Source organism: Pseudomonas sp. NPDC008258 (genome assembly GCF_042956345.1).
Lineage (GTDB): Bacteria > Pseudomonadota > Gammaproteobacteria > Pseudomonadales > Pseudomonadaceae > Aquipseudomonas.
This window is the reverse complement of sequence record NZ_JBIBGE010000041.1, coordinates 18,734-40,594: the sequence shown is the minus strand read 5'-3', so window position 1 is coordinate 40,594 and position 21,861 is coordinate 18,734. Positions and strand designations below refer to the sequence as shown.

Sequence of the window (21,861 nt, the reverse complement as noted above, 5' to 3'; positions counted from 1 at the left end):
TGCGCACCACACGACAGGCACATAGCTCAGTTGGTTAGAGCACCACCTTGACATGGTGGGGGTCGTTGGTTCGAGTCCAATTGTGCCTACCAAATCGAAGAAGGGGTGATCCGCAAGGGTCACCCCTTTTTTCATGGCCGCTTTTTGTGGCAGCGCAAACCGTTGCATGGGTGTGAAGCGCTCGCATTCGAAAGTTTTTGATTTTTCTCAAAAAAAAGCTTTACAGGTACGCATTCGATCACTAATATGCGCACCACACGACAGGCACATAGCTCAGTTGGTTAGAGCACCACCTTGACATGGTGGGGGTCGTTGGTTCGAGTCCAATTGTGCCTACCAAATCCGAAAAGGGCGATCAGAAATGTTCGCCCTTTTTGCATGTGCGCGCGAAGCAGCGTGTAACGTTTGGTCGCGGTGCGGGCATGGCCCGCCGTGGTAGAATCCGCGCCTTCGAATCTGGAGGTACACGCGTGCGCAAACTGGCTGTGGTAATGGCAGTGCTCGCCCTGGCGGGCTGTGAGAACGAGGTCGAAGGCGTGCACAAGCAAGTGGCCGAACACCTGCACAACCCCAAGACTGCCAAGTTCGGCAACGTACGGATCGACACCCAGGGCACCATCTGCGGCCAGGTCCGCGGCAAGGATGATGCCGGGCAGTACGAAGCCTACCGCAGCTACGTGGCGATCAAGCGCAATGGCCAGTACGACATCATCGTCGACGACACCGGCAACAACCTGCGCATCCGTGAGGTGTGCGGCGGCGCCGACCTGCAGCGCCGTGCCGACGCGCTGGCGGGTGAGCCGGCACCAGAAGGCTGGGATGTGGAAGTGATTCAGGGCGCCAATATGGGCGCGCTCAGCGACATGACCGCACGGTTGATCGAAAAGGGCATCCCGTCTTCGGTTGAGTACCGCGAAGGCAAGCCGGTGGTGCTGATGGGGCCTTTCCCTACGCGTGAAGAAGCACAAGCCCGCAAGGACGAAGTGATGGCCAAGCTGGGCACCGATTCGGTAGTCATCCAGCACGGGGTTGCACGCTAGACAAGTTTCACGCAGTTTTGGCTATGCTTGGGTGGACGATGCCGAACGGGGAGGGGCCTCATGTCTACACTGGAGCGAGCCATTGCCGTGGCCGCCAGGGCGCATGAAGGGCAATACGACAAGGGTGGGGCTGCCTATATCCTCCACCCGCTACGTGTGATGATGAGGGTGAGCACACCGGAGCAACGGATTGTGGCAGTACTTCACGATGTGATCGAGGACACCCCGCTGACCCTGTCCGACCTGGCGCGTGAGGGTTTCGCGCTGAAAATCCTGGCGGCCTTGCTGGCGCTGAGCCGACGCGAGGGCGAAGCGTACCAGGACTTCGTGGTGCGCCTGGGCGGTGACCCGCTGGCGCGCACGGTCAAACTGGCCGACCTGGCTGACAACAGCGACCTTTCACGCATTGCATGCCCTGGGCCCGCCGACCTGGCGCGGTTGGCCCGTTACCGGGAAGCCAGCGCTTATCTGCAAGCATTGGTTTGAGGGTTAGCCGCAGGCCTTGAGGTTGACCGGCCCGACGAACTCATTACCGCGCCCCATCAAGCACGCCACCTGCTGGTTGCGTTGCCGCTCCCATGCCTGCGGCGGGTACGTCTTGTTCCAGGCCTCGAACAACTGCCTGTCCTGGTGGGAAAGGCGAAGGTTGTACTGCTTGCTCATGTAGAAGTAGGTGCGTGCAATCATGCCGCGGATCGACGGGCGCGGCATGACCTTCTTCGCCTTGAAGTCGACCTGGGTCAGGCAACTGCCATACTGCCCGCGCTGCTCGGGCAGCCAACCGAAGCTGAAGTTGCTGCGGTCGCCGTTCACTTCACCGATGCTCGGCACCAGGTTGTGCAGGTCGGCCTCGGCACGCTTGTACACCTCGTCATGCTGCGAGCACTGCTTGCGTCCACCGCTTTGCCAGCATTGGCGCTGATGGCCGATTTGCCAGGCAGGCATGATGTGCTCCCACTCTATGCGCGATGCTCGCTGTGCATTCTTGCGGGGTTTATAGCCGCAAGATGCCAGGTTGACCTTGTTGCCCTTGTATTTGCAGCCGCAATAGAATTCGGTCGATTGCGGTGCATATAACGTCCAGGCGACCTTCTTGGCCTCCTGGAATGTGCGCGGGGCATCGGCGTGAGCAAGCGGGTTGGCCAGTAACAGGCAGGCTGCCGCGATAAGCGAAACTCTCATGCGTGCTCAGTCTTCCTTCGGCACGGTCCAGAAAACCTGCACGCCGCCGTCGTCGCGATGGGCGAGGGTGACGTTGTCGTTTTCTGCGATCTCCTCCAGCAAGGTCTCCCAGTCGTCCGGGCTTTCCTGTTCCAGGCGGAAGATCAGCGCTGCCCGGCTGCGCTGGGCGGTGGGGCTGTTGATGATCTTCTGGATGCGTACACCCAGTTGTTCATAGCTGCTTGGGGTGGCGGAGGCGGTGCTGGACACAGGTTTTTCCTTTTTTGCTGTATGCACATACAGTATTTCACTGTAAGTAAATTCGCAACAGCTTGCCAGGTAAAAACTGTGATCAAGCGTGGGATGGTCCGTGTGCAGCATTATCCAGAGTGTTCCACAGGCTTCTCATCGTGGGGTTCTGGTTCAACAGCGAGCAGTACGAGCGGATTTCCAAGCGAGTGCTCCATTCGGCGCCGCCGGCTTGCACCAGCAACCCTCTCTCAAGTTCATCCTGCACAGCGCTATAAGGCAGCCAGGCTACCCCGTAGCCCTCCACGGCCATGCGCACCAGCAGCATCGCCATATCTGCCTCGTAGCACCTCTCCAAGGGAGCGATTTCAGGAGCGTTGCGAATGACTACGTCTGCGACCTTACCCAGAAACGTCGTGGCCGTGTAAGCCAGATGCGGAATGGGTTTGTGACGTGCAGCAAGCTTGAACAGCGGCTTGCCATGAGCGTTGGCTGCGCACACAGGGATGAACGCGTCATGCCCCAGGGTGAGGCTGGCAAAACGCTCAGGGTCCAGCGAAATGGGGGTCAGCGGGTGATGGTAGACAATCATCAGGTCGCAGCTGCCTTCTTCCAGGGCGATGACCGCATCATTGATGTTGGCTGCTACTACCCGGGCATTGAAGCGCTCATTGTTTTGCTGGAACTGGCTGAGCCACTTTGGCAGGAAGGTCATGGATAGGCTATGGGCTGCGGTGATCTGGATCGAGCGCCCAGGCATCCGCTTGACGTCCCGAAGACTTGCCCTCAGCGCCATGAGCGTGGCCAGCGCCTGGCGAGATTCATCGCAAAAGGTCTGGCCGGCAGGGGTGAGATGCACCGGGTAGGTGGCTCGGTCAACCAGCTCGACACCCACCCACTCTTCCAGCGCGCGGATTCTTCGGGAGAGTGCCGACTGGGTAACGCATCGCACCTCGGCAGCGCGCGAAAAATTCTTCCATTCGGCGACCGCCAGGAGGTCGTCCAGCCACTTGATCTGCATCTCGGGTCTCCTTCACCAGGCGCCGAGTGTAAGCGTGTTTGAATGAGTGCTGACAGCATGGGCTACTAACTATTCCGAAAACGCATAGGGCCAGCCCTATTACTCATCAACTGCCTTTTCTCATGACGATAGACTCATCTCCGACACCCGCTCAGAGAGGCCGGTGTTCCTGCTTTTATCTAAATCCTGCCAAATAGAAGAAATACAAGATCACGTGAGGAAACTGTCGTGAAAAATAATAAGCTTCCGCGTCGAATCGCCATGGGTATTGCGGCGGGCGTCATTGTCGGCTGGGCCTGTCATCATTTCGCAGGGAGCGAGCAAGCCGCGAATGAGATCGCTGCTTACTTCACCATGGTCACGGATATATTTCTGCGCTTGATTAAAATGATCATTGCGCCGCTTGTGTTCGCTACGCTGGTGGGCGGGATCGCAAGCATGGGGAACTCGCGCTCGGTCGGTCGCATTGGCTTCCGTGCCATGGGCTGGTTTGTGTGTGCTTCAGCCATTTCATTGGCCATTGGTATGGCGCTGGTCAACCTGTTTGAGCCCGGCGCCGGGATCAACCTGCAAGTTGCGCAACATGCGGATGCCGTTGCAGCACCCGTGGACATCGGTAACTTCAGCCTTAAAGTGTTTATTAGTCATGTTTTTCCGCGCAGCATTGCAGAGGCAATGGCGAATAATGAAATACTGCAGATTGTGGTGTTCTCGCTGTTCTTCGGTTTCGCGTTGGCTGGCGTCAACCGTGCCGGACACACGAAAGTTGTGGATTGCATCGATGAACTCTCTAAAGTGATGTTTCGCATCACCGACTATGTCATGGCGTTTGCGCCAATCGGGGTGTTCGCGGCTATCGCTTCGGCAATCACCACCCAAGGCCTGGGTTTGTTGGTCGATTACGGCAAGCTCATTGTCGAGTTCTACCTCGGCATCCTGCTGCTGTGGGCTGTGCTGTTCGGTGTGGGTTACCTGTTCCTGGGCACGTCGGTCATCTCGCTGGGCAAACTGATTCGTGAGCCGGTTTTGCTGGCGTTTTCTACCGCCAGCAGCGAGGCGGCCTACCCGAAAACGATGGAGGCGCTTGAAAAGTTTGGTGCACCGAAGCGCGTGTCCAGCTTTGTCTTGCCGCTGGGCTATTCGTTCAACCTCGATGGTTCGATGATGTACCAGGCATTCGCCATCATGTTCATCGCCCAGGCGTACAACATCGACCTCAGCTTTACCCAGCAGGTGCTGATCCTCTTGACCCTGATGATCACCAGCAAAGGCATGGCAGGTGTTGCGCGTGCTTCTGTGGTGGTAGTTGCTGCGACCTTGCCGATGTTCAACCTGCCAGAGGCTGGCCTGCTGCTGATCATCGGCATCGATCAGTTCCTCGACATGGCACGTACCGCTACCAATGTCGTTGGCAATAGCATCGCCACGGCAGTAATTGCCAAGTCCGAGCCGGAGGCTGCAGATGACACCGCCGCTCGACCGTCCACCCTCGACCGCCCAGTATCGGTCGCCTGAGGAGCAGCTTCATGAAGTCGAAGAAGGCATCCGCCCAACTGCCCATTACGCAAAAGATCGGTATTGTCGGTGGGCTTGGGTCACTTGCGGGCGGCGACCTGTTTTACAAACTTGTGAAGTCGCGGGCAGTGCTGGAGGATCAGGGGCGTTTTCATTTTCTGCTCGAACAGCACCCCTTCAAGGGCGCGCAGCTGCCGTTGGACGCAGGCGCGAGCATGACCGCGCGAAAGTTCTACGTGTTCGAAGTGTGCAAGTCATTTGAACAAAACGGTGTGCAAGCAATCTTGCTGCCGTGCTTCGCCAGCCAGACCTTTCGTGCAGAGATTCAGGACGAGTTGGGTATCCCGGTGCTGGACATGATGCAAAGCCTGGTGCAGCACATTCGCCGCATTGCCGGGCCGGGCAGTACGCTTGGTGTGCTTGCTTCGGACTACGTGCGCCATTGCGGGCTTTTTGAGCGGGCACTGGGCGACGAGTACGCGCTGGTGTATCCCGACGCGCAGGCACAGGATGCCCTCATGCGGGCCATGTATGGTGGCAGCGGCATCAAGGATGGGCATCTGGATGGGGTGCCACTGGAGGCTGTCTATCAGGCCTGTCTGTCACTGAAGGCCCAGGGGGCGACCCTGATCGTTCCGGGCATGACGGAGCTCTCCCTGGTAAGTGGCGGCTTGCAGCGCCGTGGTATCGACGTACTGGATATCAACGACCTCTATGCCACTTTTGCAACCCAAGGCACACGTGAGCCACGTGACCTGCCTTTCAAACTGGGTATCGTGGGTGGCGTTGGCCCCGCGGCTACGGTGGACTTCCTGGGCAAGGTTGTCGCGAGTACCCCGGCAGATCGTGACCAGGACCACATCAAGATGGTGGTGGATCAGAACCCGCAAATACCGGACCGCACGGCCAATCTGGTGAATGATGAAACGGACCCCACGATGGCCATGTACGCGGCCTGCAAGCGGCTGGAGAGCGCAGGTGCCAATGCTATTGCAATCCCGTGCAATACGGCTCATGCGTTTGTCGAGCGAATTCAGGAACACCTGCGTGTCCCCATCGTCAACATGCTCAGCGAGACGATCGCCTGGATAAAGCACACCTACGGCGCCGACAACGCGATTGGTCTGCTGGCTACCTCAGGGACCGTAGCCAGCCAGGTCTACCACCAGGCGGCGAGCCGCGCCGGGCTGACGGTGATCGTGCCGGCGCCGGATTACCAGAAGCTGGTCATGCAGGCCATTTACGGTGCGCGCGGCATCAAGGCCGGCTTTACGCAGGGCCTTTGCCGGGAGCAGTTGCTGGTTGCTGCCGAGCACCTTTCCCAAGCCGGTGCAAAGGTGTTGATCCTGGGATGTACGGAGCTGCCGCTGGTGCTCAGCCACTGTGATGCCTTCGACCTGAGTGGCAGGGCAGTCGCGTTGGTGGACCCTACGATGATCCTGGCGCGCAAATGTGTAGCGCTGGCGCATGCTTGAAGGCAGACAGGCAGTGCGCTGGCTGCCTGGGTCTGTTGTAATAGCGCTTCCACACTGTTCTGCAGTTTCGATTTCATAGTTTGCGTCTGCCATGCCTGTGCAGGGTGGCGTTGCCCTGGGCACACGCGCAATGCGTGTTGCCCGGGTTCAGGAAGTTTTGCATGTACCCATTCCCTTCTCGTTTGCCTGCCCGTGGCGGGCTGTTCCTGTTGCTGACAGGGGGCATGAGCACCCTTGGCCATGCCGCCACCGATGTACCCGATGCAGTGCTCATGGAGCCGCTGGTGGTGACCGGCGCCTATGCGCCCACCAGCACGTTCGACCTGCCTTTTTCGGTGGATTCCATCGACCTGTCCCGAGGTACGGATGGCCAGCTTGGCGTCAACCTGTCAGAAGTGCTGACCAAAGTACCTGGGCTGGTGGTGCAGAACCGCCAGAACTACGCCCAGGACCTGCAGATATCCTCGCGGGGCTACGGTGCCCGCTCGGCATTCGGGGTGCGCGGCATCAAGCTGCTGAGCGACGGTATCCCCGCCAGTACGCCGGACGGGCAAGGGCAGGCAGCCACGCTCAACCTGGATGTGGCCGACCGGCTCGAGGTGCTGCGCGGTCCGGCCGCGACGCTGTATGGCAGCAACGCCGGTGGCGTGATCCAGATGTTCAGCCGGGACGGGCACGGGCCGGCCCGTGTGGGCGCCGAAACCACCTTCGGCAGCGACGGTTTCAACAAGAACCACCTGTCGGCCGAGGGTGGCAGCGACACCGCCGGCTTCGTACTGGATGCCTCGCGCCTGGATACCGATGGCTACCGCGACCACAGTGCGGCGCGCCGTGACCAGACCTTCGCCAAGGTGCATTTCAAGCCGGATGATGACTCGCGCCTGGCGCTGATCTACAGCAGCCTGGAGCAGAACAATACGCAGGACCCGCTGGGGCAGACCTGGGAGGCCTACAACCATGACCCGCGTTCCACGGCGGCCGTGGCCGAAACCTACAACACCCGCAAAAGCATCGACCACCAGCAACTGGGCATGAACTACGAGCGCTACTTCGGTGATGCCACGTTGCAGTTCAACCTGTATGCCGGGCGGCGCAGCGTGGTGCAGTACTTGTCCATCCCCAGAACGGTGGCCTCCAACAGCCAGCGGGGTGGCGGGGTGGTGGACTTCGACCGTGAATTCCACGGCGGCACCTTGCGCTGGATCCAGCCGGTTGCCGACGTGCCCGGCAACCTCACCTTCACTGTCGGCGCCGACTATGACCAGAGCAAGGACGACCGCCGCGGCTACCAGAACTTCAGCGGCGACCAACTGGGCGTAAAGGGCGAGCTGCGTCGTGACGAACAGGACACCGCCACCAGCCTGGACCCTTACTTGCAGGCGCATTGGGAAATCGGCAACTGGACCAGCGAACTTGGGCTGCGCTACAGCACCATGCAAATGCGTGTCGACGACCATTACCTGGCCAACGGCGACTCCAGTGGTTCGAAAACCTACCAGCAGGCGACCCCGTCGCTTTCTGTGATGTACGCGTTCACACCCGACCTGCGTGGCTACGTGAGTGTTGGCAAAGGCTTCGAAACCCCGACGCAAGCGGAGATGGCCTATGCGCCGGGCGACGTTGAGCGTTTCAACTTCGGGCTCAAGCCGGCCACCAGCATGCAGTACGAAATGGGTGTGAAATACCGCCTTGGCGAGCGCACGCGCCTGAACGCGGCGGTGTATGAAATTCATACCGATGACGAAATTGTCGTTGCCAGTGCCACGGATGGTCGAACCAGCTATCGCAATGCGGGGCGCACGGTACGACGCGGCTTTGAGGCAAGCCTGCAGAGTGACTTGAGCGAGCAGTGGCAGACCACTTGGGTGTATACCCGCACCGACGCCCGCTATGCCGATGACGTCAGCCAGGCTATAGAACGTGGTAACCGGCTGCCAGGCGTGCCGCTCGACAACCTGTACGGCGAGCTGGTGTGGAAGCCTGTGTCGTCCATCAGCATGGGGCTTGAAGGGCAGTACCGCAGCAAGGTGTATGTAGACGACAGCAACAACGCCAAGGCGGCGCCAGCGTATGCCGTGTTCAACTGGCGTACGCGCTTTGAGCAGCATGTAGGGGCCTGGACGTTCCATCAGCTGGTGCGGCTGGACAACCTGTTTGACCGGCAGTACGTCGGGTCTGTAATTGTCGGGGACAGCAACGGGCGTTATTACGAGGCGGCGCCTGGGCGCTCGTGGTATGCAGGGGCGGGGCTGGAGTACCAGTTCCGGTAGTGGGGGTGCGCTGTATTGGGGCTGCAAAGCAGCCCCAACGTACGTCAGGCCACTGCCTGCGCCCCGGTTATTTCCACCAGCGATCCGCACATGAAGGCCGCTTCGTCCGACGCCAGGAAGGCCACCAGCGCTGCCACTTCTTCTGGCTTGCCGATGCGCCCGAACGGTACCATGCGGTCCAGGTCGGCAATAGTGCGGCCGGAACGTAGCACGCCAGCCTCCAGCATCGGGGTGTGAATTTCGCCCGGGCATACGGCATTTACCCGGATCTTCTGCGGCGCGTAGTCGCGCGCCAGGTTCTGCGTGAACGAGGCCACCGCCGCCTTGGTCACGTTGTAGGCAATGTGCCCGGGGGCCGGGTATAGGCCCCACTGCGAGGCGGTGTTGACGATGGCGCCGCCGCCCGCTTCGATCATGCCCGGCAGCACTGCACGGCACAGGTGGAACATGGCATCCAGGTTGACTGCGAAGCTGGTGTGCCAGTCCTCTTCGCTCAGGGCCAACAGGTTGCCACGGCGGTTGATGCCGGCGTTGTTGACCAGCACATCGATGCGACCGTAATCGCTTGCCACTCGCTGCACCAAGCTACGGCATGCCTCACCTGAGGCAATGTCGGCGGCGATGGCCAGCGCCTTGCCACCCGTTGCCTCAATGGCCTGAGCGACAGCTTGCGCCGCTTCAAGGTTGACATCACTGACCATAACGGTCGCACCTTCGCTTGCCAGCCGGGAGGCAATGGCAGCGCCAATGCCGCCGGCACCACCCGTCACGATTGCCACTTTGTTCTGGAACCTATTCATCCACGACTCCTGTTTTGTTGTATGCAATGCTGCATTCAATCTAGTGATTGAGCAGTCCGGATGTCAACAGGCATGGTTCGTAAACGCCAAAAGTGGCGAATTACATGGTTGGTAGTGGCTCGTTGATGTCTAGAGATCGCATCAGGGCTGACAGGCGTTGGCCACAAGATATGCAGCGCCTGTGAGATCGAGCGCCGCCCGCGCGGCGCATCGCGAGCAAGCTCGCTCCTACATCTGTTTCGGGCCAGTAACGCCTGGGCCATGCGCGCGCGACCGCCTTGTTCGTTCGACGCGATATCGAGCCATGCGCCAAAGCGTTCGCGCGCAAATCCCGCAGGAATGATTGGCCCGAAACAAATGTAGGAGCGAGCTTGCTCGCGATGCGCCGCGCGGGCGGCGCTCGGTCTCACAGGCGCTGAAGATGCTGTGGCAGGCACCTGGCAACCCTGATGCCATTGCCAGAACCCCTAAAATCTCCCACATGGGCCCCGCGCAATGCCCGATCCTGCTTATGGCATGCCTGGCAATTCATGGGGTCGCAGGTCAAACACCAGTACCTCGGCACCCACCCCGTTAGCCAGCTCCAGTGCCTGCTCGTGCCTCACCCGCACTCCATCACCTTCATTCAACCGTTGCCCATTTAGCTCGACACTCCCCCGGGCCACATGCACATAGGCATGGCGGTTTTCCGGCAGGGTCAGCGTGGCGCGTTCGTCACCGTCGAACAGGCCGGCATACACCCGCGCATTCTGCCGCACCTGCAACGACCCCTCGGCACCATCCGGCGAGATGATCAGGCGCAGCTTGCCGCGCTTTTCCTCGGCACTGAAATGCTGTTGCTGGTAACGCGGTGTCGCCCCTTGCACGTTGGGCACGATCCAGATCTGCAGGAAGTGCACCGGCTGCGCGTGGCTGTGGTTGAACTCGCTGTGGGCCACGCCATGGCCTGCGCTCATCAGTTGCACATCGCCCGGGCGAATCACTGAACCGGTGCCCAGCGTGTCCTTGTGCTCCAGCGCGCCTTCAAGCACATAGCTGAAAATTTCCATGTCGCGGTGCGGGTGTTGGCCAAAGCCCTTGCCAGCGATGACGCGGTCGTCGTTGATCACCAGCAGGTCGGAGAAGCCTTGCTCGTCCGGGTTGCGGTAATGGCCGAACGAGAAGGTGTGGAAGGATTTCAACCAGCCATGGAAGGCCAGGCCGCGGTCTTGGGCGTTGCGTACGGTGAGCATGATCGTACTCCTGGGGCGACAGGGCGCCAGGCCCTGCCGTATGGATGGATGAGGTTATTGAAGGTGCACTTTGAGTTCAGCGCCCGCCTGCCGCATTGCCGCCTTCACCGCCGGCACCTGGCTCAGTGGGTTGAGCAGCCCATAGTCATGAATCATTCCGTTGTAGCGCACCGAGGTCACGGTCACGCCGGCCGCATTCAACTTGCGGGCATACGCTTCACCTTCATCGCGCAGCACATCGAACTCGGCGGTCTGCACCAGCGCTGGCGGCAGGCCCTTGAGCTGTTCGCTGCTGGCCCGCAGCGGCGAGGTGTAGATTTGTGCCCGGGCATTGGCATCGGTGGTGTAGTTGTCCCAGAACCACTTCATCATCCCGGTGGTCAGGAAGTGCCCTTCGGCAAACTGCTTGTACGAGGCCGTTTCAAAGCTGGCATCGGTCACCGGCCACAGCAGCAACTGGAAGCGCAGGGCAGGGGTGCCGGCCTCTTTGGCCTTGAGCGCAACCACCGCTGCCATATTGCCGCCGACGCTGTTGCCGGCCACGGCCAGGCGCTTGCCGTCCACGCCGATTTCCTTGCCATGCTCGGCTACCCAGCGGGTGGCGGCATACGCCTGGTTGATCGCTGTGGGGTAGTGCGCTTCGGGTGACGGGGTGTAGTCCACGTAGACCGCCACCGCACCAGAGCCGACCACCAGGTCGCGGATCAGCCGCTGGTGGGTCGGGAAGTCGCCGAGTACCCAGCCGCCGCCGTGGAAGAACATGAACACTGGCAGATCACCCTTTACGTTGGCCGGGCGCACCACTTGCAGCTTGATCGACTCGCCGTTGGCCTGGATGGTGCGTGCCTTCACCTCGATACCGGAGAGGTCGACCTTGACCGAAGCCTGGGCACCGGTAAGCACCGCACGGGCGTCTTTCGGGCTGAGTTGTTCCAGTGGCTTGCCGCCGCCTTTTTCCAGGGCTTCGAGGAAGGCCTGGGTATGTTGCTCGACACCTGGGCTGCCCGCGGCAAAGGCGCTGGAAACGGACAGGGCCAGAAGGGAGGCGGTGAGGGCTTTGTGGACAATGTTCATGAGCGAATCCTTTTCTATGCAAGTGTTGGTAATGGGCGTCTTGCCTGGCCTGCTGGGCCATCGCTGCGACCTGTGCGTAGATTAGGGAGATGCACTTGTGGGAAAAAGCCGCTATAAAGCGTTTGACTGTCACCAAGAGCGAGACAATGAACCCTTACGAAGACATGCGGATTTTCGCCCAGGTGATGGAGGCCGGCAGTTTCACTGCTGCCGCCGACCGGCTGGGCATGTCCAAGCAATCGGTCAGCCGGCGCCTGATGCAGCTTGAAGAGCGCCTGGGTGTGCGCCTGCTCAACCGCTCCACCCGGCGCCTGGATGCCACGCCACTGGGCCAGCATTACCACCAGTCGGCCCTGCGCCTGCTGGGCGAAGTGCAGCAGGTGGAACATGACATTAGCGGCCAGGCCCAGGCCTTGCGTGGCACTTTGCGCCTCAGTGCACCGCTGTCGTTCGCCATGTCACACCTAGGCTGCCTGCTGACCGAGTTCCTGCAATTGCACCCGCAGGTGGATGTGGAGGTGGACCTTAGCGACCGCGCTGTGGACCTGATCGGCGAGGGCTATGACCTTGCGCTGCGGATTGGCGCGCTGGAGGACTCCAGCCTGATTGCGCGGCGTATCGCCAGTGTCGAACGGGTGTATTGCGCGAGCGCGGCTTACCTGCAGGCGCGGGGAACACCGGTACAGCCGGATGAACTGGCCGGGCATGACTGCCTGCCTTATGGGCATTCGCGGCAGGTGCAGTGGCAGTTCCGCCAGGGCGGCAAGGCGCAGGCTATTCAGGTAGCCGGGCGTATGCGCGCCAACAACGGCGAGTTGCTCCGGGACGCAGCGATTGCCGGGATGGGCGTAACCTACCTGCCGACCTTTATCGTTGGCCAGGCCTTGGCGGATGGGCGGCTGGTCACTGTACTGGAAGACTGGACGCCGCCAGCGTTGCAGTTGTCGGCGGTGTATCCGCAACATCGGCAGGTGGCGCGGCCGGTGCAGGGGTTTGTCGAGTTTCTGCGCGAGCGCCTGGTGCAGCTATAGACCTGCGTTAGCCCCTGGCCGCGAAGCGCAATGCCAGCGGCAGGGCAAGCGCCCAGACCGGCGCCAGAACAAGTGCGGTGCGCAGCGGCCCCATAGGCAACTCGATGCCAGCCACGCGGGCCCCGGCCAGGTAAGCCAACGGGCCGCCCAGCATGCCCAGCAGCACGGCGCGCCATAGTGGTCGCCCGGCCCATGCCAGGCTGTGGCGCAGCCCGCTGGCCAGTATTAGCCATAGCAGTGCCAACCAAAGCGGCAAGGGCCAGTGCTCGAAGTGGAACACACCCAGCATGCCCAGCAGGCTGTCGAGCAGGCAACCGGCAATCGTCACGCCAAGCAGGACGCGCATCTCACTGCGGGGGTGCGGGCACAAGCGCAGGTGCACCAGCACGCCAGCCATCGCGGCCAGCAGCAGCCAGGGCTGGCGGGCGCCCAGCACGCAGGCCCACCAGCCCGCTTGCAGCCAAAGTGCGTTGCCAATCAACCACCTGCGGCTCACGCTCAGCGGCCCGGCAGCGGTGCCTTGCGCGCCTGCGGTGCGGCCCAGAGCAGTTGCGCCACGCCGATGGTTCGTTCTTCGAAACCACCCTGGCAATAACACAGGTAGAACTCCCACAAGCGCTGGAAGGTATCGTCATACCCCAGGGCCATCAACTCCGCACGCGCCAGGTGCAGGTTGTCGCGCCAATGGCCCAGGGTGCGTGCGTAGTCCTGGCCAAAATCCTCAAGGTGCACCAGGTTCAACCCGGTCTGGCGGCTGGCGGTATCCAGCAGCACGCTCAGTGAGGGCAAGGCGCCACCGGGGAAGATGTAGCGCTGGATGAAATCCACCGAGCGCCTTGCCTGGGCGTAGCGCTGGTCGCGGATGGTAATGGCTTGTACCAGCATCAGGCCGTCATCCTTGAGCAGCGCGGCGCACTGGCGAAAGTAGGTGGGCAGGTAGCGGTGGCCGACGGCTTCGATCATCTCGATCGATACCAGCTTGTCGAAACGCCCCCGCAGGTCGCGGTAGTCCTCAAGCAGCACCGTGATGCGCTGTTCCAGGCCCAATGCCTTCACCCGTTGCAGGGTGTGGGCGTGCTGCGCTGCCGAAAGGGTGGTGGTGGTAACCCGGCAGCCATGCTGCTGGGCGGCGTGGATGGCCAGGCTGCCCCAGCCGCTGCCGATCTCCAGCAAGTGGTCGTGGGGCATGAGTTCGAGCTTTTCGCAGATGCGCTGAAGCTTGTGGTTCTGGGCCTGTTCAAGTGTTTGCAAAGGGCTGTCGAACTGCGCGGCGGAGTACATCATGGTGGGGTCGAGCAGGCGCTCGAACAGCGCGTTGCCCAGGTCGTAATGGGCCAGGATGTTACGCCGCGCACCACGCCGGCTGTTGCGGTTGAAGCGGTGCAGCAAGCGCAGGGCCGGCCGTGCCAGGCGTGCCAGGCCACCCTCCATGGCATCCAGCACATCCAGGTTGGCCACGAACAGGCGGGTGACCGCAGCAAGGTCCGGGCTGCGCCAGTAACCATGGATATAGCCTTCCCCGGCACCAATCGAGCCATTGCCTGCAACCAGGCCCCAAGCGGCCTCGTCAATCACTTCCACTTCGGCGTAAAGCCCGCTGGCAACGTCGCCGAAGGACCACTGCTGGCCTTGGCTGATCAGGCGCAGGTTGCCATGGCGCAGCTGGCGCAATTGTGCGAGTACGGCGCGCTTGGCCAGGCCGCCGAGCAGAGGGGCAATGCTTGCCGATTTGCTAACGCTCAGGGTCGGTTCGGGCATGGTCGGGCTCCTCAACGGTGGGTTGGCCGAGTGCCAGGTCGTGCTGGCTGGCGATGTGGTCGTGCACGGGCGTGCGCTTGAGCAGCAGGCGCAAGGCCTGCCAGTAGATGCCAGTGAGGGTGCGCAGGCTCATCCAGGGGAACGTAAGGATGTGCCGCTGCACGGCGGCGCGGTCCAGCGGTTGGCGTTGCAGCGCCAGGTCGGCTTGGAACACCTTGTGCCCGGCGCGCCAGTTCTCCATGTGGATGCGCACCCGCTGGGCATCGAGGGCGAAACGCAGGTGATAGTCCATGTCCAGCGGCATGAACGGCGAAACATGGAACGCCTTGGCCACGGTAAATGGCCGGGTCAGGTCACCGTTCACGGGCAGCACATAATGGAAGCGTTCACGCCATGGGGTGTTGCGCACCTCCAGCAGCACGGCCGCGAGTTGGCCCTGCCGGTCATGGCAGAAGTACGTGCTCACCGGGTTGAAGGACAACCCCCAACAGCGTGGTTGGGTAAGCAGGTGCACGGCACCTTCGGGACGCTGGCCGATGGCCTGGCCGACCAGCAGCCGGGCAGCTTCGGCCAGTGATTTGCCTTGGCGCGTCAGCGCCGGCAGGTAGTCGGTTTCACGCCAGCACAAAGGCGCTAGCCGCGATGGCCCAAGCCAGCGGCTCAGGTTGCGCAACTGCTGTTGTTCGTTCAGGTCGAGGTAGAACATGCCAACCCGGTAGCGAAATGCATGCTGCCTAGGGCTCACGCGTCGGTGGCTGACCCAGCCCTGGCACAGGCTGCTGTTCACAGCTGCTCTCCAAAATGCCGGGCCACGTTCAGCGCGCTGAGCACGCCGTCTTCGTGAAAACCGTTGGCCCAATAAGCACCGCAGTAGTAGCTGTGCAACGGCCCTTGCAGTTCGCCGTGGCGGGCCTGTGCCGCCATGGCGGCCAGGCTGTATTGAGGGTGGGCGTATTCGAAACGGGCGATTATCTGGTGCGGGTCCACCAGGGCGGTCTGGTTGAGGCTTACGCAAAACGTGGTCGGCGCCTCGATGCCCTGGAGGATGTTCATGTTGTAGGTGAGTGCGGCGGGCGCCTGCGGGTTGTCGCCCAGCCGGTAGTTCCAGGCGGCCCAGGCCTTGCGCCGCTGTGGCAGCAAGCGTGTGTCGGTGTGCAGCACCACGTCGTTGCTGGCATAGCGGATGGCACCGAGTATGGCGCGCTCCTGTTCGCTGGGCGCTGCCAGCAGGGCCAGGGCCTGGTCGCTGTGGCAGGCGAACACTACCTTGTCGAAGCGTTCGCTGCCGCCTGGCCAGGTGACTGCCACACCACCCTCGTCCCGCGATACCTGCTGCACCGGGCTGCCCAAGCGTATGCGCTGGGCAAAAGGCTGGCACAGGGGCTTGAGGTATGCACGCGAGCCACCCTCGATCACGCGCCATTGCGGGCGATGATTGACCGACAGCAGGCCGTGGTTCTGGCAGAAACGCACGAAGAACTGCAAGGGGAAGTTCAACATGTCGGCCGGCGACATCGACCAGATGGCTGACCCCATGGGCACGATGTAATGGCCGATGAAACGCCGTCCATAACCCCGGGCGTGCAGGTAGCTACCGAGGGTAGTCGCCCCGTCGATGCGTTGCTGGGCCAGATCGGCTGGAGCCTGGCGGTTGAAGCGCAGCACGTCGCGCAACATTCCCCAGAACCCAGCAGAAAGCAGGTTGCGCCGCTGGGCGAACAGGGTGTCCAGGTCGTGGCCGTTGTACTCGAAGCCCGTGCGCGGTTCATGCACTGAAAAGCTCATTTCGGTTGGCCGCGAGGCCACGCCCAGGTGCTTGAGCAGGCGGATGAAATGGGGGTAGGTCCAGTCGTTGAACACGATGAAACCGGTATCGACTGCGTAGTGCTGGCCCTGCCATTGCACGTCGACGGTATGGGTATGCCCGCCGACCCGGTCCGCGGCCTCGAACACGCTCACCTCATGGCGACGCGCAAGCAGGTGGGCGCAGGTGAGGCCGGCGATACCCGTACCGATGATGGCTATGCGCATAGGTCAGCCCTGTGGTTGGCGCGCCAGGTGGCGGCCCAGCTTGAGGCGCCAGCGCGCCGGCAATGCGCCCAGCAGGCGCAGCACTAGCGTAAATGGGGCGGGAAAGGTGATCTCCAGAGGGCGACGCGGCAGGCGCGAGATGATACGGGCGGCGGCGCGTTCGGCGCTCCACAGCTGGGGCATGGGGAAGTCGTTGCGGCGGGTCAGGGGGGTGTCGACAAAGCCTGGGCTGACCAGGGTGACATCAATGCCTTCGCCGACGAGGTCGATGCGCAGGGATTCGACCAGGTAACGCAATGCCGCCTTGGACGCGCCGTACGCCCCCGCACGCGGCAGTGCCAACCAGCTGACCGTACTGCCCATGACCACCAGGTGTGGTTGCCGGCCGCGGCGCAGCAAAGGCAGGGCGGCGGCCAGGCAAAGGCTGGTGCCGGTCAGGTTGGTACGCATCACCCGTTCGACCAGCATCGGGTCGAAGTGCCCCGGCTCCAGGTACTCGCAGGTGCCCGCATTGAGAATCACCTGGTCCAGCGCGCCCCAGGCGCGTTCGATCTGCTCGGCCATTTGCGCCACGTGCCCAGGCTGGTCGACATCACCCACGGTCAGCAGTACCTGGCCCGGGAACCGAGCGGCCAGCGCTGTCAGCTTGTCTACCCGGCGTGCCCCCAGCGCCACCTGATGGCCTTGCTCCAGCAAGTGCAACGCCAGCGCCGCACCGATGCCACTGCTGGCGCCGGTCAGCCAGCAACGGCTCATGCCAGCCTGCCTTTGAGCCAGCGAATCACGCTGCCTAAGACCGGCACGTGCTCGTACAGCAGTGCACCGGCGTCGAAGTAATCCTGGTGAAAGTGCACCCGCTCATGCCAGCGCAGGTGGCTGCAGCCTTGCAGGCTGATCATTTGCCCACGGGCCAGCTGCGGGTGGCGAAAGTGCAAGGTCCAGCGAATGTAGCCGTGGCCCGGCTCCAGCTCGTCGGTGCCTTCGAAGCGGTAATGGCATTCGGGCACCTTCGCGTACAACTGGGCGAAATAAGCCCGCAGCGCGGGCAGGCCGTTGATCTGGTGCAGTGGATCGCGGAATGCGACGTCCTCGCTGTACAGGTCGTTCAGCAGGTCGAGGTTGTGCGTGTCGAGCGTGGCAAAGCGTTGGGCGAAGGATTGCAGGTAGCTGGACATGCACAATACCTGTACAAAAGAAGTTTGCTGTACAAGGTATAGTGCAGGTTGCCGTGGAAATCTATACAGAAGAAATTTTCTGTATAGCTTTGGTTGTTCGCCGCGAGTTTTTTGGCGCCTGTGAGATCGAGCGCCGCGCGGGCGGCGCTCGATCTCCCAGGCGCCGACAATCCCCCGGCGAACACCCGCAGCCCCCACGATCTACAAACCAGGCAACTCGCCCAGCTCGACCCAACCACCATCGAATTCATCCATGGCATCCAGCACCGCCCCACGGAAATACGCCTGCGACGCCCGATCAAACAGCAGCTGCAACGCCGGCCGCCCATCACTGCCCACATTCACCACAATCACATTGATCCGCGCCGCCGAAGTCTGCGCCACCGAGCCCACCGGAAAAGCCTCGGCACGCAAATCCACCCCGCACAACTTGGCCATCACCGCACTGCCATGTGCCCCTGACAGCTGCAACCAGGCATGGCTGTCCTGGCGCGGCAGCAAGTAGTTGCGCTGGGCGTCCTGCACCCACTCTGCCTCGACGGCAGCCACCCGTGCGCCTTCGTCGGCCAGGTTGCCCAGCAGCAGGTACTCGGTCTGCGACAACCGCGCTACCCAGCCGCCGTCGTCCTGGCGCACGGCCTGGTTCGGCTGCTGCGGCAAGCGGTAGCCACGTTGCTGCAGGTAAGCGGCACTGTCGCCCCCGCGAAACCCGACCCGCGCCACGTCGGTCAGGTCGGTCAACGCACAGGCGTGCAGCAGCTCGGCCCGAGGGCTGCGAGGGATAAATGCTTTGGCTTGCAAACTGGTCATGGATCAGAGCTCCTGGCGCAGGTTGTCGGGGTCGTGGAAGGGCAGTTGCACCACCTTTGCATGCACCATGGCACCGCCCTCTACACGGATCGGGATGTGCATGCCGGGGGTGGCCTGGTGGGCACCGGCATAGGCCAGGCCGATGATCTGCCCCAGGGTTTGCGAGTATTCGCAGGAGGTGACATTGCCGCTGATAGCCGGCCCGTCCAGCACCAGGTGCCCCTCCAGCGGCTGCGGGCTGCCCTTGGGCAGGGTGAAGCCGACCAGCTTGCGCTTGAGCGGCTGCGCTTCAAGGATCTCGATGGAACGCTTGCCGACGAAGAACGGCTTCTTGCGGCCAATGGCCCATTGCATGTCGATCTCTGCCGGGTGGGTCATGCCGTCGGTATCCTGGCTGATGATCACATGGCCTTTTTCCAGGCGCAGCAGGCGCTGGGTCTCGACGCCGAACGGGCGAATACCCAGGCCCGAGCCTGCGGTCATGAGGGCGTCCCACAGGCGCTCGGCATGGCGGGCCGGTACATGAATCTCATAGCCCAGTTCACCGACGAAACCGACCCGCAGTATGCGCGCCGCGATGCCGGCCACCTTGCCCTGGCGCACGCCCAGGTACGGGAAGGCTTCGGCCGACAGCTCGACATCGTCACACACCTTGGCCAGCACCTGGCGTGACAGTGGGCCGGCCAGGTTGACGGCGGCCAGGGCGGCGGTGACGTTGGTGATGTCCACGTCCAGGCGCCATTGCGCGTTCCACTTCAACATCTGCTGGTAGATGCGGTCGACGCCGCTGGTGGTAGCGCTGACATAGAAGTGCTGCTCGCCCAGGCGTGCGCAAACGCCATCGTCGATCACCACGCCATGCTCGTTGGTCATCAGCGCGTAGCGCGTTCGGCCGATGGGCAGCTTGGCAAAGCCGAAGGTGTACAGGCGCTCCAGCAGTTCGGCGGCGTCCGGGCCGCGTACGTCCAGACCACCCAAGGTGGAAACGTCGATCAGGCCGACCTTTTCGCGTACATGGCGGGCTTCCTCCTGCATGCAGTGCTCGCGGTCTTCCGGTTTGCCGTAATAGGCTGGGCGTTGCCAGATACCGGCAGGCATCATCTTTGCCCCGGCTTGCAGGTGGCGGCGGTGCAGGGGTGTTTGCCGGTAGGGGTCGAAGGCGCGCCCGGCGACATGTGCCAGCTTTTCTGCCTGGAACGGCGGTCGGGCGGTGGTCACACCGGTTTCGCTGATACTGCGGCCGGTGGCATGGGCCACCAGGCGCGCAGTGGGCAGCGCCGAATGGCGCCCCTGGGACGGGCCCATGCCGACCGTGGAGAAGCGTTTGACCAACTGCACGTCACGGTAACCGCTGCGGGTGGCGTTGACGATGTCGCGCACTTGCAGGTCTTCGTCGAAGTCGACGAAGTCCTTGCCTTTGGGGTGCGGGAAGATCGGCCAAGGGAAGTTGACCTTGGCTTCGGCGCCGAACGCCGACAGGGCCGGCGCTTGCAGGCCCAGCGCTGCCACTGCGGCGGCGGCCCCGCGGGTGGCATCGGCCAGTACGTTGGCCAGCGCGTGGCGACCGTTCACGGAACCTGCGCTATCCAGCCCGGCCGGCAGGCTGCTGATGGCGAACTCGTCGCGGTTGACGTCATAGGCCAGCTTGCCACCGGCCTGGCACAGCAACTGGTACACCGGCATGTAGCCCGCCGACATGCAAAGCAGGTCGCAAGCCAGGCGCAGCCCGTGGGGGCCGACCTTGCCCTGGCCGGTGATCGGGCGAATGTCCACGCCGCTGACGTGGCGCATGCCCGCTTCATGCAGCGCTTCGTACACGGTGCTGCCCAGGTGCACGGGGATATCGCGGCGCTTCAGTTCAGCCGCCAGTGCAGCTTCGGCTGGCGCGGCGCGCATGTCCACCACTGCGGCCACAGCCACACCTTGTTCTTGCAGGTCGAGGGCGGCCAGGTAGCCGTCATCGTGGCCCGTGAGGATTACCGCACGCTGGCCCGGTTTGACCGCGTACAGCTTCATCAACCGCTGGGCAGCGCTGGTCAGCATCACGCCCGGCAGGTCGTTGTTGCGGAACACCACCGGCTGGTCGAACGACCCGGCCGCCACCAGGCAACGGCTGGCGCGTACCTTGTACAGGCGCTTGTGCTGGATCACCGGCAAGTAGTTGTCGGTGAACCAGCCATTGCAGGTGGCCTGCAGCAGCACCTGGATGTTCGGGTGGCCTTCGATGGCGGCCAGCAGCTCCTGGCGCAGGCTGGCGGCGCGGGTGCCGGCGATGTCGAAGCGGGCATAGGTGAGCGAGCCGCCCAGCACCGGCTGTTGCTCGATCAACAGCACCTTTGCCCCGGCATTCGCCGCATCCAGCGCGGCGCGCAGGCCGGCGGGGCCGGCGCCGATCACGGCCACGTCAACGAACAGGTAGGCCTTGTCGTAATACTGCGGTTTGAAACCCAGGTCGAGCACGCCCAGGCCGGCCTTCTTGCGGATCAGTGGCTCCCACACTTTCCACATGCCCTTGGGCTTGTAGAACGAGCGGTAGTAGAAACCCACCGGCATGAAGCGCGAGAACTTGCCCAGGTAGGCGTCGCGGTCATGCTCAAGGCTGCCGTTGAAGTTCTGCCCCTCGACCACCAGGCCTTCGCGGGCGGGTTCCAGGTCGGCCAGTACATTGGGTTCTTCTGGCAACTGCACCAAGGTGTTGGCATCCTGCCCGGCCATGCTCAGCGGGCCGCGGGGGCGGTGGTATTTGAACGAGCGCGACAGCAGCCAGCGGCCGTTGCCGAGCAGGGCGCTGGCAATGGTGTCGCCGGCAAAGCCTTGGCAGGCCTGGCCGTCAAACTGGAAAGGCACGGGCCGCTCGCGGTCGATCAGCAGGCCCATGGGCGCGGGGAGGCGAGTGTGGCTGTTCATCCGGCGATCTCCGGGGTGGCGGCGGGGGTGAAGTCGACGCGGCGGTCGAACCGTTCTTTCGGGTCGAAGGTGCGCAGCACCTGGTCGCTTACCGTGTGGCGTTCGGCCAGGAACCAGTAGCTGGAGGCGTTGTGCAGCCACCACTCGGTCACCACCCCGGCCAGGTTGTCGCTGTTGAACACATAGTCGGCCCATTCGGCATCGCTGCAGGCAGCCGGGTCGGGCATGTGCTTGAACTCGCCGCCGTAGGTGAACTCGCTGATGTTGCGCGGGCCATTCAAGGGGCAGGTCAGGATCTTCATTGTCGTTGCT

General features: G+C 62.6%; 21 protein-coding genes and 2 tRNA genes. 8 read left to right on the top strand and 15 right to left on the bottom strand.

Features of this window, described 5'->3' with window-relative positions; genetic code table 11:
• Nucleotides 1-15: 15 nt before the first annotated feature.
• The 4 genes from ACFY9W_RS25575 (at nucleotide 16) to ACFY9W_RS25560 (ending at nucleotide 1,526) form a co-directional block, all read left to right on the top strand.
• Nucleotides 16-92, top strand: a tRNA-Val gene (locus tag ACFY9W_RS25575).
• Nucleotides 93-262: 170 nt separating this feature from the next.
• A tRNA-Val gene (locus ACFY9W_RS25570) sits at nucleotides 263-339 on the top strand.
• 131 nt (nucleotides 340-470) lie between these two features.
• Nucleotides 471-1,040, top strand: coding sequence for an SPOR domain-containing protein (locus tag ACFY9W_RS25565; RefSeq protein ID WP_391136503.1), 570 nt, complete (start codon nucleotides 471-473; stop codon nucleotides 1,038-1,040).
• 60 nt (nucleotides 1,041-1,100) lie between these two features.
• Complete coding sequence (locus tag ACFY9W_RS25560; RefSeq protein ID WP_391136500.1) at nucleotides 1,101-1,526, top strand: GTP pyrophosphokinase; 426 nt, start codon at nucleotides 1,101-1,103, stop codon at nucleotides 1,524-1,526.
• 3 nt (nucleotides 1,527-1,529) lie between these two features.
• Here ACFY9W_RS25560 and ACFY9W_RS25555 read toward each other — a convergent pair whose 3' ends face one another.
• The 3 genes from ACFY9W_RS25555 to ACFY9W_RS25545 form a co-directional block, all read right to left on the bottom strand.
• Complete coding sequence (locus ACFY9W_RS25555; RefSeq protein ID WP_391136497.1) at nucleotides 1,530-2,222, bottom strand: endonuclease; 693 nt, start codon at nucleotides 2,220-2,222, stop codon at nucleotides 1,530-1,532.
• Nucleotides 2,223-2,228: 6 nt separating this feature from the next.
• Nucleotides 2,229-2,471 carry a DUF1654 domain-containing protein gene (locus ACFY9W_RS25550; RefSeq protein ID WP_016498977.1) on the bottom strand — a complete coding sequence of 81 codons (243 nt, stop codon included), beginning with the start codon at nucleotides 2,469-2,471 and terminating at the stop codon, nucleotides 2,229-2,231.
• 82 nt (nucleotides 2,472-2,553) lie between these two features.
• On the bottom strand, nucleotides 2,554-3,471 hold the full coding sequence (locus ACFY9W_RS25545) for a LysR substrate-binding domain-containing protein (protein ID WP_391136494.1): 918 nt from the start codon (nucleotides 3,469-3,471) through the stop codon (nucleotides 2,554-2,556).
• A 228-nt stretch (nucleotides 3,472-3,699) separates the two neighbouring features.
• On the opposite strand from ACFY9W_RS25545, the gene ACFY9W_RS25540 reads away from it, so the two are divergent.
• The 3 genes from ACFY9W_RS25540 (at nucleotide 3,700) to ACFY9W_RS25530 (ending at nucleotide 8,731) form a co-directional block, all read left to right on the top strand.
• Complete coding sequence (locus tag ACFY9W_RS25540; protein ID WP_391136491.1) at nucleotides 3,700-4,986, top strand: cation:dicarboxylate symporter family transporter; 1,287 nt, start codon at nucleotides 3,700-3,702, stop codon at nucleotides 4,984-4,986.
• Between the two features lie 11 nt (nucleotides 4,987-4,997).
• Entirely contained in the window at nucleotides 4,998-6,461 is a 1,464-nt protein-coding gene (locus ACFY9W_RS25535) for an amino acid racemase (protein ID WP_391136488.1), read from the top strand.
• Nucleotides 6,462-6,622: 161 nt separating this feature from the next.
• The gene (locus ACFY9W_RS25530) at nucleotides 6,623-8,731 is read left to right on the top strand and encodes a TonB-dependent receptor domain-containing protein (protein WP_391136485.1); all 2,109 of its coding nucleotides are present in this window, start codon (nucleotides 6,623-6,625) and stop codon (nucleotides 8,729-8,731) included.
• 44 nt (nucleotides 8,732-8,775) lie between these two features.
• Here ACFY9W_RS25530 and ACFY9W_RS25525 read toward each other — a convergent pair whose 3' ends face one another.
• From ACFY9W_RS25525 to ACFY9W_RS25515, 3 genes are all read right to left on the bottom strand, one after another.
• Nucleotides 8,776-9,531 carry a glucose 1-dehydrogenase gene (locus ACFY9W_RS25525; RefSeq protein ID WP_391136482.1) on the bottom strand — a complete coding sequence of 252 codons (756 nt, stop codon included), beginning with the start codon at nucleotides 9,529-9,531 and terminating at the stop codon, nucleotides 8,776-8,778.
• A 509-nt stretch (nucleotides 9,532-10,040) separates the two neighbouring features.
• On the bottom strand, nucleotides 10,041-10,763 hold the full coding sequence (locus ACFY9W_RS25520; protein ID WP_391136479.1) for a pirin family protein: 723 nt from the start codon (nucleotides 10,761-10,763) through the stop codon (nucleotides 10,041-10,043).
• A 54-nt stretch (nucleotides 10,764-10,817) separates the two neighbouring features.
• Nucleotides 10,818-11,837 (bottom strand): alpha/beta hydrolase fold domain-containing protein, encoded by a 1,020-nt coding sequence (locus ACFY9W_RS25515; protein WP_391136476.1) that lies wholly within the window; start codon nucleotides 11,835-11,837, stop codon nucleotides 10,818-10,820.
• A gap of 146 nt (nucleotides 11,838-11,983) precedes the next feature.
• On the opposite strand from ACFY9W_RS25515, the gene ACFY9W_RS25510 reads away from it, so the two are divergent.
• A complete protein-coding gene (locus ACFY9W_RS25510; protein WP_391136473.1) occupies nucleotides 11,984-12,868 on the top strand; it encodes a LysR substrate-binding domain-containing protein in 885 nt (294 codons plus the stop codon).
• Nucleotides 12,869-12,875: 7 nt separating this feature from the next.
• Here ACFY9W_RS25510 and ACFY9W_RS25505 read toward each other — a convergent pair whose 3' ends face one another.
• From ACFY9W_RS25505 to ACFY9W_RS25465, 9 genes are all read right to left on the bottom strand, one after another.
• Nucleotides 12,876-13,364 (bottom strand): DUF2878 family protein, encoded by a 489-nt coding sequence (locus ACFY9W_RS25505; RefSeq protein ID WP_391136470.1) that lies wholly within the window; start codon nucleotides 13,362-13,364, stop codon nucleotides 12,876-12,878.
• A gap of 2 nt (nucleotides 13,365-13,366) precedes the next feature.
• Nucleotides 13,367-14,626: a class I SAM-dependent methyltransferase gene (locus tag ACFY9W_RS25500; RefSeq protein ID WP_391136467.1), complete on the bottom strand. Its 1,260-nt coding sequence runs from the start codon at nucleotides 14,624-14,626 to the stop codon at nucleotides 13,367-13,369.
• On the bottom strand, nucleotides 14,601-15,413 hold the full coding sequence (locus ACFY9W_RS25495) for a DUF1365 family protein (protein WP_391136464.1): 813 nt from the start codon (nucleotides 15,411-15,413) through the stop codon (nucleotides 14,601-14,603). Before ACFY9W_RS25495 ends, ACFY9W_RS25500 begins: the two co-directional genes overlap by 26 nt.
• On the bottom strand, nucleotides 15,410-16,657 hold the full coding sequence (locus tag ACFY9W_RS25490; protein ID WP_391136461.1) for an FAD-dependent oxidoreductase: 1,248 nt from the start codon (nucleotides 16,655-16,657) through the stop codon (nucleotides 15,410-15,412). The genes ACFY9W_RS25495 and ACFY9W_RS25490 overlap by 4 nt, the downstream gene beginning before the upstream one ends.
• Nucleotides 16,658-16,660: 3 nt before the next feature.
• Nucleotides 16,661-17,413 carry an SDR family NAD(P)-dependent oxidoreductase gene (locus ACFY9W_RS25485; RefSeq protein ID WP_391136458.1) on the bottom strand — a complete coding sequence of 251 codons (753 nt, stop codon included), beginning with the start codon at nucleotides 17,411-17,413 and terminating at the stop codon, nucleotides 16,661-16,663.
• A complete protein-coding gene (locus ACFY9W_RS25480) occupies nucleotides 17,410-17,832 on the bottom strand; it encodes a nuclear transport factor 2 family protein (RefSeq protein WP_391136455.1) in 423 nt (140 codons plus the stop codon). Before ACFY9W_RS25480 ends, ACFY9W_RS25485 begins: the two co-directional genes overlap by 4 nt.
• Before the next feature lie 201 nt (nucleotides 17,833-18,033).
• Nucleotides 18,034-18,642 carry a sarcosine oxidase subunit gamma gene (locus ACFY9W_RS25475; RefSeq protein ID WP_391136452.1) on the bottom strand — a complete coding sequence of 203 codons (609 nt, stop codon included), beginning with the start codon at nucleotides 18,640-18,642 and terminating at the stop codon, nucleotides 18,034-18,036.
• A 3-nt stretch (nucleotides 18,643-18,645) separates the two neighbouring features.
• Nucleotides 18,646-21,549, bottom strand: a complete 2,904-nt coding sequence (locus tag ACFY9W_RS25470) for an FAD-dependent oxidoreductase (protein ID WP_391136449.1) — start codon at nucleotides 21,547-21,549, stop codon at nucleotides 18,646-18,648.
• Complete coding sequence (locus ACFY9W_RS25465) at nucleotides 21,546-21,851, bottom strand: sarcosine oxidase subunit delta (protein WP_391136446.1); 306 nt, start codon at nucleotides 21,849-21,851, stop codon at nucleotides 21,546-21,548. Before ACFY9W_RS25465 ends, ACFY9W_RS25470 begins: the two co-directional genes overlap by 4 nt.
• Between the last annotated feature and the right edge of the window lie 10 nt (nucleotides 21,852-21,861).

Coding starts and splice junctions, on each gene's coding strand:
- ACFY9W_RS25515 (WP_391136476.1), bottom strand. CDS start 11,837: ATGAACATTGTCCACAAAGCCCTCACCGCCTCCCTTCTGGCCCTGTCC.
- ACFY9W_RS25545 (WP_391136494.1), bottom strand. CDS start 3,471: ATGCAGATCAAGTGGCTGGACGACCTCCTGGCGGTCGCCGAATGGAAG.
- ACFY9W_RS25525 (WP_391136482.1), bottom strand. CDS start 9,531: ATGAATAGGTTCCAGAACAAAGTGGCAATCGTGACGGGTGGTGCCGGC.
- ACFY9W_RS25485 (WP_391136458.1), bottom strand. CDS start 17,413: ATGAGCCGTTGCTGGCTGACCGGCGCCAGCAGTGGCATCGGTGCGGCG.
- ACFY9W_RS25535 (WP_391136488.1), top strand. CDS start 4,998: ATGAAGTCGAAGAAGGCATCCGCCCAACTGCCCATTACGCAAAAGATC.
- ACFY9W_RS25520 (WP_391136479.1), bottom strand. CDS start 10,763: ATGCTCACCGTACGCAACGCCCAAGACCGCGGCCTGGCCTTCCATGGC.
- ACFY9W_RS25510 (WP_391136473.1), top strand. CDS start 11,984: ATGAACCCTTACGAAGACATGCGGATTTTCGCCCAGGTGATGGAGGCC.
- ACFY9W_RS25500 (WP_391136467.1), bottom strand. CDS start 14,626: ATGCCCGAACCGACCCTGAGCGTTAGCAAATCGGCAAGCATTGCCCCT.
- ACFY9W_RS25560 (WP_391136500.1), top strand. CDS start 1,101: ATGTCTACACTGGAGCGAGCCATTGCCGTGGCCGCCAGGGCGCATGAA.
- ACFY9W_RS25465 (WP_391136446.1), bottom strand. CDS start 21,851: ATGAAGATCCTGACCTGCCCCTTGAATGGCCCGCGCAACATCAGCGAG.
- ACFY9W_RS25490 (WP_391136461.1), bottom strand. CDS start 16,657: ATGCGCATAGCCATCATCGGTACGGGTATCGCCGGCCTCACCTGCGCC.
- ACFY9W_RS25555 (WP_391136497.1), bottom strand. CDS start 2,222: ATGAGAGTTTCGCTTATCGCGGCAGCCTGCCTGTTACTGGCCAACCCG.
- ACFY9W_RS25530 (WP_391136485.1), top strand. CDS start 6,623: ATGTACCCATTCCCTTCTCGTTTGCCTGCCCGTGGCGGGCTGTTCCTG.
- ACFY9W_RS25475 (WP_391136452.1), bottom strand. CDS start 18,642: ATGACCAGTTTGCAAGCCAAAGCATTTATCCCTCGCAGCCCTCGGGCC.
- ACFY9W_RS25480 (WP_391136455.1), bottom strand. CDS start 17,832: ATGTCCAGCTACCTGCAATCCTTCGCCCAACGCTTTGCCACGCTCGAC.
- ACFY9W_RS25470 (WP_391136449.1), bottom strand. CDS start 21,549: ATGAACAGCCACACTCGCCTCCCCGCGCCCATGGGCCTGCTGATCGAC.